The organism is Leifsonia sp. NPDC058194 (genome assembly GCF_042883605.1).
In the GTDB taxonomy this organism is placed as follows: domain Bacteria; phylum Actinomycetota; class Actinomycetes; order Actinomycetales; family Microbacteriaceae; genus Leifsonia.
The window spans coordinates 655,847-672,007 of the sequence record NZ_JBHVVL010000002.1 but is presented as its reverse complement, the minus strand read 5'-3'; the positions used below and the strand labels follow the sequence as shown (position 1 = coordinate 672,007).

The following is a 16,161-nucleotide window of genomic DNA, read 5'->3' as shown; positions in this document are numbered from 1 at the left end:
TAGAGGCAACCGGGGGGCTGTACTAGCGTTCAGGTCATGCGCGTTGATCTTCTGACCCGGGAGTACCCGCCGGACATCTACGGCGGCGCCGGGGTGCACGTGACCGAGCTGGTGCGCGCCCTGCGCGCGGACATCGAGGTGGTGGTGCGGTGCTTCGGCGAGCCGCGCGACGCGCCCGACACCGTCGCCTACCGCGTGCCGGCGGAGCTGCGGGAGGCGAACGGCGCGCTGGCGACGCTGGGCGTCGACCTGCAGATGGCGCAGGACTGCGGGGGAGCGGACGTCGTCCACTCGCACACCTGGTACGCGAACGCCGGCGGACACCTCGCCAAGCTGCTGCACGACGTTCCCCACGTGGTGACCGCGCACAGCCTCGAGCCGTTGCGGCCGTGGAAGGCCGAGCAGCTCGGCGGCGGCTACCGGGTGTCGACCTGGGCCGAGAAGACCGCCTTCGAGGCGGCCGACACGGTCATCGCCGTGAGCGAGGGGATGCGCCGCGACATCCTGAACTCCTACCCGTCGCTCGACCCCGGGCGTGTCGCCGTGGTCTACAACGGCATCGACCTGCAGCGGTGGACGCCGCTCTCCGACGACGACCGGGCACGCGCGCTGGGGATCGACCCCTCTCGCCCCGCCGTCGTATTCGTGGGGCGCATCACGCGCCAGAAGGGCCTGCCGTATCTGCTGCGGGCGGCCCGTCTGCTGCCCGCCGACGTGCAGCTGGTGCTCTGTGCCGGCGCGCCGGACACGCCCGAGATCCTCGCCGAGGTGAGCGGTCTCGTGGAGCAGTTGCAGGCCGAGCGGGACGGCGTGGTCTGGATCGACCGGCTCCTCACCAACGAGGAGCTGCGCATCGCGCTCACGGCCTCCACCGTCTTCGTCTGCCCGTCGATCTACGAGCCGCTCGGGATCGTGAACCTCGAGGCCATGGCGTGCGGTCTGCCGGTGGTCGGCACGGCGACCGGGGGCATCCCCGAGGTCATCGTCGACGGCGTCACCGGCCGGCTCGTGCCGATCGAGCAGGCGCAGGACGGCACCGGGACACCCACGGAGCCGGAGGCCTTCGTGCGCGACCTCGCCGCCGCTCTGACCGAGGTCGTGAGCGATCCGGAGCGCGCCGCCCGTATGGGAGCGGCGGGCCGGGAGCGCGCGGAGACGTCGTTCAGCTGGTCGGCCATCGCCGAGCAGACGCGCGACATCTACCGGTCGGTGAGCTAGCGCCGAGTGGGTAGGCTAGGAGGCATGGCCAGCAGCGTTCTCCAGCTCTCAGACGTGTCCGTGACCCGGGACGGCAACACCGTCCTCCAAGGCGTCGACTGGACCGTGGAGCCGGATGAGCGCTGGGTCGTCCTCGGTCCCAACGGCGCGGGCAAGACCACGCTGCTGCAGATCGCGGCCGCCGCCCTCCACCCGTCGTCGGGCGAGGCCGTCGTGCTCGGCGAGACCCTCGGCCAGAGCGATCTCGCCGAACTGCGCCCGCTCATCGGGTTCGCATCGAGCGCGCTGGCCCGCCGCATCCCGCGCAACGAGACCGTGCTCGACGTCGTCATGACCGCGGCGTACGCCGTGACCGGGCGCTGGAACGAGCTGTACGAGGAGATCGACGAGCGACGCGCCCTGCGCGTCCTCTCGGAATGGCACCTCGACCACCTCGCCCAGCGCACCTTCGGCAGCCTGAGCGACGGCGAGCAGAAGCGCGTGCAGATCGCGCGTTCGGTGATGACCGATCCCGAGATCCTGCTGCTCGACGAGCCCGCGGCCAGCCTCGACCTCGGCGGCCGTGAGGAGCTCGTGCAGTTGCTCGGCGGGTACGCGAGCGACCCGAAGTCGCCCGCCATCGTGATGGTCACGCACCACGTCGAGGAGATCCCGCTCGGCTTCAACCGGGCACTCCTGCTGAAGGACGGCGCCGTCACCGCCCAGGGTGCGATCGGCGACGTTCTGACGAGCGAGAGCCTGAGCGACACGTTCGGACTCGACATCGATCTGACCGAGACCGACGGCCGGTACACCGCCCGGGCGCGTCAGACCACCGCAGGCTGACTCATCTGCTAAACTCGATAGCTGGCTCCCGAGTCGTTCCGACTCGTGGTGGCCGAGAACTTTCCGTCCGTGCTCCTCTTGTGCGGGCACTGACCGACCGAAACCAACGCAACAAGGAAGTCCTGATGAAGACTGGCATCCACCCCGACTACGCTCCGGTTGTTTTCCGCGACCTGGCCTCGGGCGCGACGTTCCTCACCCGCTCCACCGTCTCCAGCGAGAAGACGATCGAGTGGGAGGACGGCACCACCTACCCGGTGATCGACGTCGAGATCTCGTCCGAGTCGCACCCGTTCTACACCGGCAAGCAGCGCATCCTCGACTCGGCCGGCCGCGTCGAGAAGTTCAACTCGCGCTACAAGGCGTTCGGCAAGTAAGCCGCCGCGGCCCCGTGCCGCGCACACGAGAAGGCCCCCGTCCTGCGACGGGGGCCTTCTCGTGTGCGACCGGTGGATTCCCGGTCAGTAGCTGTTGTAGTTGGCGGCCGCGACGCCCAGCGACGCGACGATGATGATCGTGAAGATGATGCCGAGCACGATCTCCGCGAGGCCGATGATGATCGCGGCGATCGCGAGGCCGCGACCCTGCTCACCGGTGCGCTTGATCTGGGACAGTGCAACGAAGCCCAGGATGACGCCCACGACGTTCACGAAGAACGCGAGGATGAAGCCCACGATCGCCAGCGTGTTGTAGCCGGGCTGCGCGGGCGGGGCGGCAGCGTACTGCGGCTGCTGCTGCGGCGGGAGTGGCTGAGGGTTCAGGTTGGGATCGCTCATGCCGACGACACTAGCGTCCAGCGACTTGGGAGAGAACCCCCAGCCCGGGAGGGGTGCGTCAGTGGAGGGGTGCCTCAGCGGAGCGGCCAGTCGCCTGACGCGGTGAACTCGGGGTCGCGCACGCGGCGCATGTACTCCTGGAAGTCGGCCGCCTGCTCCCGGCACCAGTCGATCTGCTTGAGGTGCAGCTCGGCGGCCTCGATCGAGAGGTGCTCGGCGTGCCGCTGGGCCATGGCCTGCGCGACCCGGCCGGCGGCGATCGCGTCGGCTCCCGCATCGTGGGCGTCGGTCAGCGACACGCCGTAGTGGTCCGCGGCGACCGTGAGGGTGCGCTTGCCGGGGCGGAACTTGTCCACGGCGCGGTCGATCACGAGCGGATCGACGATCGGGCCGGGGGAGTCGAGGGGCTCGACGCCGTGCCGCTTGGCCTCGCGGTCGAGCAGCGTGAAGTCGTAGGGGGCGTTGTAGGCCACCACGGGGATGCCGCGGTCGAAGAGCCGGCGCAGCTGGTCGACGATGGCGGCGACGCCGGCGGCGGCCGCCATGCCCTTCTCGCGCGCGAGCTCGGTCGTGATGCCGTGCACGGCCGTCGCCTCCGCGGGGATCTCGACGCCGGGGTCGAGCAGCCAGTACCGGCCGTGGACGACATCGCCCTGCTCGTTCAGGAGGCCGACGTGCGCGGTGACGACCCGGGCCGTCTCGACGTCGATGCCGGTGGTCTCCAGATCGAAGACGCCGAGCTCGTGATGCCAACCCATGACTTCAGGGTACGAGGAGCGGCCGACACCGCCCGGTCGCCACTCCGGGCGGGTCGTCGACCCGTGCGATCAGTCGCGTCGTGGCTCGATGTGCAGCCAGTAGAAGTTCTGGGTGCCGAGCGTGAGCGTGAACCGGCCGTCCTCCGCCACCGTCGGGAACTCGGCTCCGCCGAACATGTCGTACAGCGCGCGACCCGCGAACTCGGGTGCGTCCAGCGTCACCGAGATCGGGTTGTGCGCGAACGAGAACACGCAGAGCACGTCCTCGGGCTGGTCGCCGAAGTGCGTTCCGCTGCCTTCGTACGAGCGCACGAACGCGAGCACGGACTCGTGGTCGGTCTGGAGCACCCGCATGTCGCCGAGACCGAAGACGGGGTGGGCCTTGCGCACGTGGATGACGTTGCGCACCCAGTGCAGCAGCGAGCGGGACTGCGCGAGCTGCGCCTCCACGTTGACCTGGTTGTAGTGGTAGACGAGCGACTGCACGATGGGCAGGAAGAGCTTGCCCGGGTCGGCCGTCGAGAACCCGCCGTTGCGGTCCGGGGTCCACTGCATGGGCGTGCGGGAGCTGTCGCGATCGGGCAGCCAGATGTTGTCGCCCATCCCGATCTCGTCGCCGTAGTAGAGGAACGGGCTCCCGGCGAGCGAGAACAGCAGGGCGTGCGCGAGCTCGAGTTCGGCGCGCGAGTTGTCGAGCAGCGGCGCAAGGCGGCGGCGGATGCCGACGTTGGCGCGCATGCGCGGGTCGTACGCGTACCAGCCGTACATCGCCTGGCGGTACTCCTCGCTGACCATCTCGAGGGTGAGCTCGTCGTGGTTGCGCAGGAAGACGCCCCACGCGGCGCCCTCGGGCGTGTCGGTCGTCTCGGAGAGCACCCGGACGAGCTCGGTGGCCTGCTGCGAGCGGAGGGCGTAGAAGATGCGCGGCATGACGGGGAAGTCGAACGCCATGTGGCACTCGGGCTCCTCTTCGCTGCCGAAGAAGGCCGCGACCTCGCGGGGCCACTGGTTCGCCTCGGCGATCATCATGCGGCCGGGGTACTCGCGGTCGACCATCGCGCGGAGCTTCTTGATGAACTCGTGCGTCGGGGGCTCGCCCTCGCCGTTGCCCTCCTCGGACTCGTAGAGGTACGGGATGGCGTCGAGACGGAAGCCGTCGACGCCGAGGTCGAGCCAGAACCGGACGATGTCGTACATCGCGTCGTGCACGGCCGGGTTCTCGAAGTTGAGGTCGGGCTGGTGCGAGAAGAAGCGGTGGAAGTAGTACTGCCGCCGGGCCTCGTCGAACGCCCAGTTGGAGTCCTCGGTGTCGACGAAGATGATCCGGATGTCCGGGTACTTGTCGTCGGTCTCGTTCCACACGTAGAAGTCGCCGTAGGGACCCTCGGGGTCGGAGCGCGACTGCTGGAACCACTCGTGCTGGTCGGAGGTGTGGTTCATCGGGAGGTCGATGATGATGCGCATGTTGCGCTCGTGCGCCTTCGTGACGAGGTCGCGGAACTCGTCGATCGTCCCGAACTCCGGGAGGATCGCCTTGAAGTCCGAGACGTCGTAGCCTCCATCGCGCAGCGGCGACTGGAAGAAGGGCGGGAGCCAGAGGGCGTCGATGCCGAGCCACTGCAGATAGTCGAGCTTGGAGGTCAGCCCGGCGAGGTCGCCGGAGCCGTCCCCATTGCTGTCGACGAACGAGCGCACCATGACCTCGTAGAACACCGCGCGGCGGTACCACTGGGGGTCGAGGGTGAGCCCGGGCAGCGTGATGGGCGCGGTGAAACTCACGGTTCTCCTTCTGGCGCGAGGCCGTATGCAAGCGGTTACAACCAGTGAAGTCTAGGGGGTCTGCGCAGTGGGCTGTCCAGTCCTGACGGGACATTCACGAAGTGGATGCCTGCGGCTTGCCTAGACTTGACTGCGATGACCACCTCGACGAGGAACACAGCCTCACCATACGCCGACGCCCTCGACCGCATACCGGTGCGCCGCGGCGAGATCGACCTCCTCGGGGGGACGACGCGGTACTGGGACTACGGCGACCCGGACGCGGCCGTGACGGTCGTTGTGGTGCACGGTTTCCGTGGCGACCACCACGGCCTGGAGCCCGTGGTCGCGCAGCTGCCCGGACTGCGGATGATCTCGCCCGACCTGCCCGGCTTCGGCGAGTCCACGCCGCTCACCGAGGCGGCGCACGACATCGACGGCTATGGCCGCTGGCTGCACGGGTTCGTCGGCGGGCTGGACCTCCCGGGTCGGCTCGTGCTGCTCGGTCACTCGTTCGGCTCGATCGTGGTGGCCGGGACGCTCGCCACGCGGGCTCCCGGGGACGCCCTGCGACCGGAGTCCGTCATCCTGGTCAACCCGATCGGACAGCCGGCTCTGAAGGGTCCCCGCGGCATCCTGACCCGGCTCGCGATCTTCTACTACTGGCTCGCGGCCGTGCTGCCGGAGCGCCTCGGGTTCGCGCTGCTGCGCAACCGGATGATCGTGCGCGTCATGAGCGAGGCGATGGCGAAGACCACGGACCGCAGCTTGCGGTCGTGGATCCACGACCAGCACCACCGGTACTTCTCGGCCTTCGGGGACCGACGGGTGGTGCTGGAGGCGTTCCGCGCGTCCGTGTCGCACGACGTGAGCGAGTTCGCCGCGCGCATCCCCGAGCCCACGCTGCTGGTCGCCGCCGTCGACGACGACATCACGCCGATCGAGGCCGAACGCCGGTTGCAGACGCTGTTCCCCGACGCGCGCCTGGTCGAGATCGAGGGCGTCGGGCACCTGATCCACTACGAGAAGCCGGTCGAGGCGGCGGACGCGATCCGCACCTTCATCGGGAACGACGGCCACGACGGGGAGGGCGCCGCGTGAAGGTCCTGTTCGACTGCCGGTACACCCGCATCGGCCGCCACGACGGGATCAGCCGGTACACCGCCGGGCTCGTCACGGCGCTCGCGGAGCGCCACGCCGTCACCATGCTCGTCAGCGACCGCCGTCAGCTGGAGATGCTGCCCGACCTGCCCTGGGAGCTCATCGGCTCGCCGACGGCGATGGGGGAGCCGTGGGTCGCCCGCCAGGTGAACCGGCTCGACCCCGACATCGTGTTCACCCCGATGCAGACGATGGGCGGCTTCGGGCGGCGCTACCGCCTGGTGCTGACGGTGCACGACCTGATCTACTACCGTCACCCCACGCCGCCGCGCGACCTGCCGGCGTTCGTGCGCGGTCTGTGGCGGCTGTACCACCTGGCCTGGTGGCCGCAGCGGCTGCTGCTGAACCGCTCGGACGCGGTCGTGACGGTCTCGAAGACGACGAAGGGCCTGATCGCCGAGCACCGGTTGACGAAGCGCCCGGTGTACGTGGTCCCGAACGCGGCGGACATGCCGGCGATCCCGGTGGCGCGCGCCTCCCGCACCGCGGCCGAGACGAAGAGCCTCGTCTACATGGGGTCGTTCATGCCGTACAAGAACGTCGACACGCTGGTGCGTGCCGTCGCGCTGCTGCCCGGGTACGAGCTGCACCTGATGAGCCGCGTCGCGGACGCCGAGAAGGAGCGGCTCGCCGCGCTCGCCCCGGCCGCGCACCTGGTCTTCCACGACGGGGCGAGCGACGAGGAGTACGCCGAGACGCTCGCGGCGGCGACGGCGCTCGTGACCGCCTCCCGAGACGAGGGCTTCGGCATCCCGCTGGTCGAGTCGATGACGCTCGGGACGCCGGTGATCGTCAGCGACATCCCCATCTTCCGTGAGATCGGGGGAGAGGCAGCGCTGTACTTCCCGGCGGACGCACCCGAGAAGCTGGCCGAGCAGGTCAGGCATCTGGAGCAGGACGGCGTCTGGGCCGAGCGCTCGGCCGCCTCACGCGCCGAGGCGGCGCGCTTCACGTGGGAGGCGTCGGCCGAGCATCTGCTGACCGTGCTGACCGCGACGGCCGCGCGCGCCGAGCGGGTCACATCACGGAAGCGGTGAGCAGGTCGCGGTCCTCCGGGCCGAGGTTGAAGCGATCGAGCCGCAGCACGCCGTCGTCGTAGACGAACCGGTGCACGGATCCGTTCGGGATGACCTCGCCGGGCCCGGGGAGCGCGTGATCGGTGACGTGGCGCACGAGGGAACCGATGACGCCGCCGTGGCTCACCACGATGACGCTCTGGTCCGGGTGGGCTTCGCCGAGCTCGAGCAGGGCGGGCAGGGCGCGTTCGACGACCTGCTCGCGCGACTCGCGCCCGGGGACCGGCGTGCCCTCCGGCCACCGCTCGAGGATCTCGGCGCCGGTCAGGCCCTCGGCGTCGCCGTAGTTGCGCTCGGCGACGGCCGGGAGGGCGCGGGGCTCACCCAGGCCCAGGTGCGAGGAGATGATGCGCGCGGTCTCGAACGCGCGGCCCAGCGGGCTCGCGTAGATCGCGTCGAAGCTGCCGCCGGCGAGGGCGCGACCGGTGGCCTCCGCCTGCCCGCGTCCCGTGTCGTTCAGGGGGATGTCGCTGGAGCCCTGGATGCGCCGGGCGAGATTCCAGTCGGTCTGGCCGTGCCGAACGAGGGAGATGGAGGTCACGCGCGTCCTTTCGCTGCGGGACGCGCGAGGCTGCGGGTGAGCGCTACGCCAGCCGGCGGGAGAGCTCGACGAGCGTCTCCGTCGTCCCGCCTTCCAGCTTAATGGTCGCGCGCAGGTCGCCCTTCGTCTCGCCGCGGTTGACGATGACGATCGGCAGCCGGCGTCGGCGGGCCTCCTCCAGCAGGCGGATGCCCGAGTTCACGATCAGCGAGGAGCCGGCGATCAGGAGCGCGTCGGACGAGCGCACGAGCGCGCTGGCCTCGCGGTACTTCTCGGCGGGGATGAACTCGCCGAAGAAGACGACGTCGGGCTTGAGGCGGCCGCCGCACACCGTGCAGTCGGGCACCTCGAACGAGTCGATGTCGGTGACGATCGCGTCGCCGTCGGGCGCGATCTCCACGGCGCCCTCCGTGTCGATCCAGGGATTGGCGGCGTCGATGCGGGCGGTGATCGCCTCGCGGGCGAACACCTGGCCGCAGACGAGGCACACGACCCGGTCCATCGCGCCGTGCAGGTCGACCACGCGCTGCGAGCCCGCCTGCTTGTGCAGGCCGTCGACGTTCTGCGTGATCACTCCGTTGGCGGCGCCGGCGGCTTCGAGGGCCGCCAGAGCGCGGTGCCCGTCGTTCGGGCGGGCGGCGGCGAACCGGCGGTAGCCGAGGTGGCTGCCGGCCCAGTAGCGCTTGCGGTAGCGGTCGTCGGCGAGGAACTGCTGGAAGGTCATCGGGGTGCGCTTCGGCGCGCCCTCGCCGCGGTAGTCGGGGATCCCCGAGTCGGTCGAGACCCCGGCGCCGGTGAGCACTGCGAAGCGGCGGCCGGCGAGCAGCGCGACCGTCTGGTCGATCCCGCGTGCGAGCTCGGGCGGCAGCTCCGTCGTCAGCGTGTCCACAGGCACCTCCCGGTCGTTACCCTCCTGAGTCTAAACACCTCAGTTTTCCGAATTGTTTCCGGCGACTGGCAATGCCGCTGGCACTGGCTCCGGCACGGGCTCTGGCACTCTTGGGGGGTGCAGATCCATCGTGTGACCGACCTGACCGCCGACGGCCTTGCCGACTACTCCCGCCTGACGGACGTCGCTCTGCGGCGGGTGAGCGAGCCGGAAGGCGGCCTCTACATCGCGGAATCGACCAAGGTGATCACGCGCGCACTGGCGGCCGGGCACCGCCCGCGTTCGGTGCTGCTGCAGGAGCAGTGGCTGGCCGATGTGGAGCCGCTGCTCGCGGACTACCCGGACGTGCCCGTCTACGTCGGGGCGGCCGGGCTGCTCGAGCAGCTCACCGGCTACAACCTCCATCGCGGAGCTCTCGCGGCGATGCACCGTCCCGAGCTGCCGGATCCGCGGAAACTGCTGCGGGAGGCGCGGCGGGTCGTGGTGCTGGAGGACATCGTCGACCACACGAACGTCGGAGCGATCTTCCGCTCCGTCGCGGGCCTCGGTGCCGACGCGGTGCTGGTCAGCCCGCGCTGTGCGGACCCGCTCTACCGGCGCAGTGTGCGCGTGAGCATGGGCACCGTTCTCCAGGTGCCGTGGACGCGCATCCCGGAGTGGGACGAGGCGACGGGGATCCTGCACGACGCCGGGTTCGACATCGCCGCCCTCGCGCTGGCGGACGACGCGGTCACGCTCGACGAGTACGCCGCCGCGCCTCCCGAGCGCGTCGCGATGGTCCTCGGATCGGAGGGCGACGGGCTCAGCCGTCGCGCCCTGGCCTCCGCGGACACGGTGGTCACCATCCCGATGCTGCACGGGGTCGACTCGCTGAACGTCGCGTCGGCGAGCGCGGTCGCGCTCTGGGCGCTGCGGGCGCGTTCTCAGGCGTTGCCTGAGTAGGCGCGCTTAGACTTTCCGCGTGTCCCCGCAAGTGCCTGTCGATCCGCCGCGCCGTGCCTCCCGGACGGTGTACCGCCGTCGCCGATTCGTCGTCTTCGGTATCGGAGGGACGCTGCTGCTCGCGTTCCTCTACGTCGCCGGATCCCTGCTGACCCCGGTCCCCGCCACTGCCGCGGCGGTGACACACGAGAAGTCGATCGTGCAGCCGGCCGCGCAGCTCGCCTGGCCCGGATACGGTTCGGCCGGGGTGACCGCGCCGGACTACGACGGTGCCACCCTGTACAACGGCAGCGATGCGAGCGTGCCGATCGCGAGCGTCACGAAGGTGGTCACCGCGCTCGTCGTCCTCGACGCGAAGCCCCTGGACGGTGACGCCCAGGGGCCGACGATCTCGTTCACCCAGAAGGACGTCGACATCTGGAACGAGGTGATCGCCGAGGGCGGCTCGTGGGCGCCGGTGCAGGCCGGGACCTCCATGACCGAGAAGGAGGCGCTCACCGCGATGCTCCTGCCCTCGGCCAACAACTACGCCATCTCGCTGGTGAACTGGGCGTACGGCTCGACCTCGGCGTACGTCGAGGCGGCGAACAAATGGCTCGCGGCCAAGGGGTTCACCGGGACGAAGATCGTCAGCGCGGACGGGCTCGACCCGGGCAACGTGAGCAGCACGAAGGACCTCCTGGGTCTCGGCTACCTGGTGCTGGACTCGCCGGCGCTCTCATCGATCGTGTCGCAGAAGACCGCGACCCTCCCGGGTGCCGGCGCTCAGGACAACACGAACACCCTGCTGGGGTGGGAGGGCATCGACGGTCTGAAGACCGGCAACACCGACGAGGCGGGCAACTGCCTGCTGTTCTCGGCGGAGGTCGCGGTCGGCTCGTCCAAAGTGCGCGTGCTGGGCGTCGTGCTCGGCGCCCCCACCCACGACGACCTGTGGGCGGGCGTGAAGGCGCTCCTCACCAGCGTGAAGGCGGGCTTCCACGAGGTCAGCGCATCGACCAAGGGACAGGTGTTCGGCTCGTACAGCACGCCGTGGAAGGCGAGCTCCGACCTGGTCGCGACCACCGCGACGAGCTTCGTGGTGTGGTCGGACCGGCCGATCGAGGTGGCGCTGGAGACCCGTCCCGTGCAGTCCGGCTTCGCCGGCGATGTGGTGGGGCGGGTGACCTTCACCTCGAACGGGAAGACGCAGACCGCGGAGCTCGCGCTGGCGAAGGACGTGCCCGACCCGGGCTTCGGCTGGCGCCTGGCGCATCCGGGCGGGCTCGGCACCTGAGACGACCGGGCACTTGACCGCCTGCGCGGTCAGTCCTCCGTGCGGATGAGGAAGGGACCGGCCTCCGGCCGCTTCGGGAGCACGTGGTCGCCGGACGACTGGTGGCGGATGCGGCGCACGACCCACGGCACGAGGTAGGCGCGCGCCCAGGAGAGGTCCTCCGAGCGCGCCTGCCGCCAGGTGCGGGCGGGCAGCGGCTCGGGCTCGAGCGGCTGGAGGTCGTTCTCCACGTTGAGGGCGGCGAGCACCATGCGGGCGACGGTGTGGTGCCCGAGCGGCGCGAGGTGCAGGCGGTCCGGAGCCCACATCCGCTGGTCCTGGATCTCGGTGAGCGCCCACTGGTCGGCGACGATGCAGTCGTACTTCGCGGCGATGGCGCGGACGTTCTCGTTGTAGATCGCCACCTTGCCGCGGATGCCGCGGAACACGGGGGAGAAGCCGACGTCGACGCCGGTGAACACCACGATCGTCGCGCCGTCGCGGCTGAGGCGGGCGACCGCCTCGTCGAACAGGACGGCGATCTGGTCCGGGTCGGTGCCGGGGCGGATGACGTCGTTGCCTCCGGCGGAGAGGGTGATGAGATCGGGCCGCAGCGCGAGCGCCGGCTCGACCTGGTCGTCCAGGATCTGCTTGATCAGCTTGCCGCGCACGGCGAGGTTCGCGTACGCGAAGTCGTCGGTCTGGCTGCTCAGCACCTCGGCGACACGGTCGGCCCAGCCGCGGTGCCCGCCGGGGCTGGCGGGCTCGGGGTCGCCGATGCCCTCCGTGAAGGAGTCGCCCAGGGCGACGTAGCGGGACCAGGGATGCTGCGCTTCGACCATTCCTCCATTCTGCATCCGCTCGCCATCGCGTCCAGGCGGATGTCGGAGCGAACAGGTAGATTTGATCCACGTGGAAACGACAGCTGCACCCCTCCCCGGGTTCGAACCGGACGCCGAGTCCGGCGACGAGCCGGATGCCATCGGGGTACACGCGGGCAGCTTCGCGGCCGAGCACCTGTCGCCCTCGTTCCCCGAGCGCGCCGCCTGGGGCACGGCGGGAAAGCTGCGCGCTTGGCAGGCGGAAGCGCTCGACACCTACTTCCGCGACGAGCCGCGCGACTTCCTCGCCGCGGCGACCCCCGGCGCCGGGAAGACCACGTTCGCGCTCCGGCTCGCGACCGAGCTGCTGGCCCGTCGCACGATCGACCGGGTGACGGTCGTCGCACCCACGGAGCACCTCAAACGCCAGTGGGCGGAGGCGGCGTCGCGGGTCGGCCTCAACCTCGATCCCGACTTCAAGAACGCCGACGGCCGGTACGCCCGTCACTACAAGGGCGTCGCTGTCACCTACGCCCAGGTCGCCATGCGCCCGAGCCTGCACAAGGACATCACCGAGGCGAACCGCACGCTCGTGATCCTCGACGAGGTGCACCACGGCGGCGACGCGCTGAGCTGGGGCGACGGCATCCGGGATGCGTTCGAGCGCGCCACACGCCGTCTCTCGCTGACCGGGACGCCGTTCCGGTCGGACACGGCTCCGATCCCGTTCGTCACCTACCTGCCCGACCGGCAGGGGATCCGCACCTCGCTCACCGACTACAACTACGGCTACGGCCGCGCCCTGTCCGACGGCGTCGTGCGGCCCGTGATCTTCATGGTCTACGCCGGGCACATGCGCTGGCGCACCAAGACCGGCGACGAGATGGAGGCGCGCCTCGGCGAGGGCAACACCAAGGACATCACCTCGCAGGCCTGGCGCACAGCGCTCGACCCGCGCGGCGAGTGGATCCCCGCCGTGCTGAGCGCGGCGGACCGCCGGCTCACCGAGGTGCGCGGCGCCATCCCCGACGCCGGCGGCCTGGTCATCGCCACCGACCACTACACCGCGCGGGCCTACGCCGACATCCTGGAACAGATCACCGGGGAGCCCGTCACCGTCGTCCTCTCGGACGAGAAGGAGGCGAGCGACCGGATCGAGGCCTTCTCGGCCGGCACCTCCCGCTGGATGGTCGCGGTGCGGATGGTGTCCGAGGGCGTCGACGTGCCCCGGCTGGCCGTCGGCGTGTACGCGACCAGCGCCTCCACCCCGCTGTTCTTCGCGCAGGCGATCGGCCGCTTCGTGCGTGCGCGACGGCGCGGCGAGACCGCGTCGGTGTTCCTGCCGAACGTGCCCATGCTGATGGCGCTCGCGAGCGCCCTGGAGCTGGAGCGCGACCACGCGCTCGACCGGCCGACCGACGAGAACGCCGAAGGCGACCTGTGGAACCCCGAAGACGCGATGATGGCCGAGGCCAACCGTGAGGAGCGGGCGTCGGAGGCGCTGACGGAGGAGTTCGCGTTCGAAGCGCTCGGCTCGGAGGCGAACTTCGATCGGGTCGTGTTCGACGGCAAGGAGTTCGGCAGCTACGCGGTGCCGGGAACGGACGAGGAGCACGACTTCATCGGCCTGCCCGGCATCCTGGAGCCCGATCAGGTGCACGAGCTGCTGCTCCAGCGGCAGCAGCGCCAATCGCGACGGTCGTCCGCACGGCCGGCGGCGGCGGAGGGACACCCTCCCGCGCCGTTGCACCGCACGCTGAAGGAGCAGCGGCAGCTCCTGAACAGCCTGGTCGGCCTGTACTCGAAGAACTCGGGGGAGCCGCACGGGCTCATCCACGCCGAGCTGCGCCGCGTCTGCGGCGGTCCCGCGGTGGCTCAGGCGAGCGTCTCGCAGCTGCAGTCGCGCATCGAGTACCTGCGCAAACGGCTCGGCCGGCACTGAGCCGGCCGAGCCGTGAGGTGGGTCTCGCGCGTTAGATCACGCCGAGGGCCAGCATCGCGTCGGCGACGCGGACGAAGCCGGCGACGTTGGCGCCCAGCGCGTAGTCGCCCGGCTCTCCGTACTCCGCGGCCGTCTCGGCGCAGCTGTCGTGGATGTTCGTCATGATGTCCGAGAGGCGCTGCTCGGCGTACTCGAACGTCCAGGCGTCTCGGGAGGCGTTCTGCTGCATCTCGAGTGCGGAGGTGGCCACCCCGCCCGCGTTCGCCGCCTTGCCGGGGGCGAACAGCACGCCCGCGGCGCGGAGCACGTGCACCGCGTCGGGCGTGCAGGGCATGTTGGCGCCTTCGACGACCGCGGCGACGCCGTGGGTGGCGAGGGCCGTGGCCGCCGTCGCGTCGAGCTCGTTCTGCGTCGCGCACGGCATCGCGACATCCACGTGCGTGGAGGCGGCGAGCGCCCAGATGTCGCCGTTCGGGAGGTACTCGGCATCGCCGCCGCGGCGGGCGGCGTACTCGCTGAGGCGACCGCGCTCGACCTCCTTGATCTGGCGGAGCAGGTCGAGGTCGATCCCGGCCGGATCGTGCACGACGCCGGAGGAGTCGGAGCAGGCGATCACGGTGCCGCCGAGCTGGTGGACCTTCTCGATCGCATAGATCGCCACGTTGCCCGAGCCGGAGACGAGCACGCGCGCGCCGTCGAGGTCGCGACCGCGGGTCGCGAGCATACGCTGGGCGAAGAAGACCGCTCCGTAGCCCGTGGCCTCGGTGCGGACGAGCGAGCCGCCCCAGCCGACGCCCTTGCCTGTCAGCACCCCGGACTCGTAGCGGTTGGTGATGCGCTTGTACTGGCCGAACAGGTAGCCGATCTCGCGACCGCCCACCCCGATGTCGCCGGCGGGGACGTCGGTGTGCTCGCCCAGGTGCCGGTAGAGCTCCGTCATGAACGACTGGCAGAAGCGCATGACCTCGCCGTCGGACTTGCCCTTGGGATCGAAGTCGCTGCCGCCCTTGCCGCCGCCGATCGGCAGGCCGGTGAGCGCGTTCTTGAAGATCTGCTCGAAGCCGAGGAACTTTACCGTGCCCAGCGTCACGCTCGGGTGGAAGCGGAGCCCTCCCTTGTACGGCCCCAGGGCGGAGTTGAACTCCACCCGGAATCCGCGGTTGACGCGCACGCGCCCCTCGTCGTCGGTCCACGGCACGCGGAAGATCAGTTGACGTTCCGGCTCGGTCAGCCGTTCGAGCACGGCCGCCTCGGCGTAGCGCGGGTGACGGTCGATGACCGGCCCGAGCGAGCCGAACACCTCCCGGGCCGCCTGGTGGAACTCCGGCTCTCCGGCGTTGCGCCGGAGGACGTCGTCGAGCAGGGAGGTGAGAGCCGTGGTCAAACGCGTACCTTCTTTCGCACAAGATTTCTGAGTCTACTCTCATGTTTCCGGCACGTTACGGCGCGCGGGTTTCCTAAGCTGGCGTCATGGCGGAGACGACGAACACGCGGCAGCACCCCGACGAGCCGCACCGCGAAGGGCTCGCCCAGCGGCTGAACTGGCTGCGCGCGGGCGTGCTGGGGGCGAACGACGGCATCGTCTCGGTCGCCGCGGTCGTGGTCGGCGTCGCGGGGGCGACCCCCGAGACCCCGGCCATCCTGACGGCCGGCATCGCGGCGCTCGTGGGCGGCGCGATCTCGATGGCGCTGGGGGAGTACGTGTCGGTGAGCAGCCAGCGCGACAGCGAGCACGCGCTCATCGCCAAGGAGCGCCGGGAGCTCGCCGAGATGCCGGAGGAGGAGCTCGAGGAGCTCGCCGGGTTGTACGAGGCGAAGGGGCTGCGGCCGGAGACCGCGCGGCAGGTGGCTCTCGAGCTCACCGAGCGGGACGCCCTCTCCGCGCACCTGTCGGTCGAGCTCGGTCTCGACCAGGACGACGTGGTGAGTCCGTGGCATGCGGCGCTGGCGTCTGCCGTCGCGTTCACGGTCGGCGGCTTGCTGCCGCTGCTGACCATCCTGCTGCCGGCGGCGGTGCGCATCCCGGTCACCTTCGTGGTGGTGCTGGTCGCGCTGGCGATCACCGGCTACGTCGCCGCCTGGATCGGCGGGAGCCCGCGCGGCCGGGCCATCGTCCGCGTCGTGGTGGGCGGTGCGATCGCGCTGGCGGTCACCTTCGCGATCGGGGCGCTGCTCGGGACGACCGGGGTGGTGTGATCC

General features: G+C 70.5%; 16 protein-coding genes. 9 read left to right on the top strand and 7 right to left on the bottom strand.

Annotated features, from left to right (window positions below):
- Nucleotides 1–36: 36 nt before the first annotated feature.
- The 3 genes from glgA to ACFVU2_RS09970 all read left to right on the top strand — a co-directional run bounded on the left by glgA (nt 37) and on the right by ACFVU2_RS09970 (nt 2,420).
- A complete protein-coding gene (gene glgA, locus ACFVU2_RS09980; RefSeq protein WP_387873445.1) occupies nt 37–1,218 on the top strand; it encodes a glycogen synthase in 1,182 nt (393 codons plus the stop codon).
- A 24-nt stretch (nt 1,219–1,242) separates the two neighbouring features.
- Nucleotides 1,243–2,043, top strand: coding sequence for an ABC transporter ATP-binding protein (locus tag ACFVU2_RS09975; RefSeq protein WP_387873442.1), 801 nt, complete (start codon nt 1,243–1,245; stop codon nt 2,041–2,043).
- A 125-nt stretch (nt 2,044–2,168) separates the two neighbouring features.
- On the top strand, nt 2,169–2,420 hold the full coding sequence (locus tag ACFVU2_RS09970) for a type B 50S ribosomal protein L31 (RefSeq protein ID WP_387873441.1): 252 nt from the start codon (nt 2,169–2,171) through the stop codon (nt 2,418–2,420).
- Between the two features lie 84 nt (nt 2,421–2,504).
- Here the strand turns inward: ACFVU2_RS09970 and ACFVU2_RS09965 are convergent, their stop codons facing one another.
- The 3 genes from ACFVU2_RS09965 to treS all read right to left on the bottom strand — a co-directional run bounded on the left by ACFVU2_RS09965 (nt 2,505) and on the right by treS (nt 5,356).
- The gene (locus tag ACFVU2_RS09965) at nt 2,505–2,819 is read right to left on the bottom strand and encodes a DUF4190 domain-containing protein (protein WP_387873439.1); all 315 of its coding nucleotides are present in this window, start codon (nt 2,817–2,819) and stop codon (nt 2,505–2,507) included.
- 74 nt (nt 2,820–2,893) lie between these two features.
- On the bottom strand, nt 2,894–3,577 hold the full coding sequence (locus tag ACFVU2_RS09960) for a 3'-5' exonuclease (protein WP_387873436.1): 684 nt from the start codon (nt 3,575–3,577) through the stop codon (nt 2,894–2,896).
- Between the two features lie 69 nt (nt 3,578–3,646).
- Nucleotides 3,647–5,356, bottom strand: coding sequence for a maltose alpha-D-glucosyltransferase (gene treS / locus ACFVU2_RS09955; protein ID WP_387873434.1), 1,710 nt, complete (start codon nt 5,354–5,356; stop codon nt 3,647–3,649).
- Nucleotides 5,357–5,491: 135 nt separating this feature from the next.
- Between treS and ACFVU2_RS09950 the strand changes: the two genes are divergently transcribed.
- Nucleotides 5,492–6,436: an alpha/beta fold hydrolase gene (locus ACFVU2_RS09950; protein ID WP_387873432.1), complete on the top strand. Its 945-nt coding sequence runs from the start codon at nt 5,492–5,494 to the stop codon at nt 6,434–6,436.
- The gene (locus ACFVU2_RS09945) at nt 6,433–7,533 is read left to right on the top strand and encodes a glycosyltransferase family 4 protein (RefSeq protein ID WP_387873429.1); all 1,101 of its coding nucleotides are present in this window, start codon (nt 6,433–6,435) and stop codon (nt 7,531–7,533) included. Before ACFVU2_RS09950 ends, ACFVU2_RS09945 begins: the two co-directional genes overlap by 4 nt.
- Here the strand turns inward: ACFVU2_RS09945 and ACFVU2_RS09940 are convergent.
- Together ACFVU2_RS09940 and ACFVU2_RS09935 are read right to left on the bottom strand one after the other, a co-directional pair.
- Complete coding sequence (locus ACFVU2_RS09940) at nt 7,514–8,113, bottom strand: histidine phosphatase family protein (protein WP_387873426.1); 600 nt, start codon at nt 8,111–8,113, stop codon at nt 7,514–7,516. The genes ACFVU2_RS09945 and ACFVU2_RS09940 overlap by 20 nt on opposite strands.
- Nucleotides 8,114–8,156: 43 nt before the next feature.
- On the bottom strand, nt 8,157–9,002 hold the full coding sequence (locus tag ACFVU2_RS09935; RefSeq protein WP_387874426.1) for a Sir2 family NAD-dependent protein deacetylase: 846 nt from the start codon (nt 9,000–9,002) through the stop codon (nt 8,157–8,159).
- Between the two features lie 117 nt (nt 9,003–9,119).
- Here ACFVU2_RS09935 and ACFVU2_RS09930 point away from each other — a divergent pair, with 117 nt between their 5' ends.
- Nucleotides 9,120–9,944 carry a TrmH family RNA methyltransferase gene (locus ACFVU2_RS09930; protein ID WP_387873424.1) on the top strand — a complete coding sequence of 275 codons (825 nt, stop codon included), beginning with the start codon at nt 9,120–9,122 and terminating at the stop codon, nt 9,942–9,944.
- A 19-nt stretch (nt 9,945–9,963) separates the two neighbouring features.
- Complete coding sequence (locus tag ACFVU2_RS09925; protein WP_387873422.1) at nt 9,964–11,220, top strand: D-alanyl-D-alanine carboxypeptidase family protein; 1,257 nt, start codon at nt 9,964–9,966, stop codon at nt 11,218–11,220.
- 29 nt (nt 11,221–11,249) lie between these two features.
- Here the strand turns inward: ACFVU2_RS09925 and ACFVU2_RS09920 are convergent, their stop codons facing one another.
- Nucleotides 11,250–12,041, bottom strand: a complete 792-nt coding sequence (locus tag ACFVU2_RS09920; protein ID WP_387873419.1) for an SGNH/GDSL hydrolase family protein — start codon at nt 12,039–12,041, stop codon at nt 11,250–11,252.
- Nucleotides 12,042–12,180: 139 nt separating this feature from the next.
- Here ACFVU2_RS09920 and ACFVU2_RS09915 point away from each other — a divergent pair, with 139 nt between their 5' ends.
- Nucleotides 12,181–13,962, top strand: coding sequence for a DEAD/DEAH box helicase (locus ACFVU2_RS09915; RefSeq protein WP_387874423.1), 1,782 nt, complete (start codon nt 12,181–12,183; stop codon nt 13,960–13,962).
- Nucleotides 13,963–13,993: 31 nt separating this feature from the next.
- Here ACFVU2_RS09915 and gdhA read toward each other — a convergent pair whose 3' ends face one another.
- The gene (gene gdhA / locus ACFVU2_RS09910) at nt 13,994–15,346 is read right to left on the bottom strand and encodes an NADP-specific glutamate dehydrogenase (RefSeq protein WP_387873416.1); all 1,353 of its coding nucleotides are present in this window, start codon (nt 15,344–15,346) and stop codon (nt 13,994–13,996) included.
- Between the two features lie 86 nt (nt 15,347–15,432).
- Between gdhA and ACFVU2_RS09905 the strand changes: the two genes are divergently transcribed.
- Nucleotides 15,433–16,158, top strand: coding sequence for a VIT family protein (locus ACFVU2_RS09905; RefSeq protein ID WP_387873414.1), 726 nt, complete (start codon nt 15,433–15,435; stop codon nt 16,156–16,158).
- Nucleotides 16,159–16,161 lie beyond the last annotated feature (3 nt).

What these genes read in the sequence shown, in the direction of transcription:
- ACFVU2_RS09975 (WP_387873442.1), top strand. Translation starts at nt 1,243, where the DNA reads ATGGCCAGCAGCGTTCTCCAGCTCTCAGACGTGTCCGTGACCCGGGAC.
- ACFVU2_RS09920 (WP_387873419.1), bottom strand. Translation starts at nt 12,041, where the DNA reads ATGGTCGAAGCGCAGCATCCCTGGTCCCGCTACGTCGCCCTGGGCGAC.
- ACFVU2_RS09905 (WP_387873414.1), top strand. Translation starts at nt 15,433, where the DNA reads ATGGCGGAGACGACGAACACGCGGCAGCACCCCGACGAGCCGCACCGC.
- ACFVU2_RS09970 (WP_387873441.1), top strand. Translation starts at nt 2,169, where the DNA reads ATGAAGACTGGCATCCACCCCGACTACGCTCCGGTTGTTTTCCGCGAC.
- ACFVU2_RS09950 (WP_387873432.1), top strand. Translation starts at nt 5,492, where the DNA reads ATGACCACCTCGACGAGGAACACAGCCTCACCATACGCCGACGCCCTC.
- ACFVU2_RS09965 (WP_387873439.1), bottom strand. Translation starts at nt 2,819, where the DNA reads ATGAGCGATCCCAACCTGAACCCTCAGCCACTCCCGCCGCAGCAGCAG.
- glgA (WP_387873445.1), top strand. Translation starts at nt 37, where the DNA reads ATGCGCGTTGATCTTCTGACCCGGGAGTACCCGCCGGACATCTACGGC.
- ACFVU2_RS09960 (WP_387873436.1), bottom strand. Translation starts at nt 3,577, where the DNA reads ATGGGTTGGCATCACGAGCTCGGCGTCTTCGATCTGGAGACCACCGGC.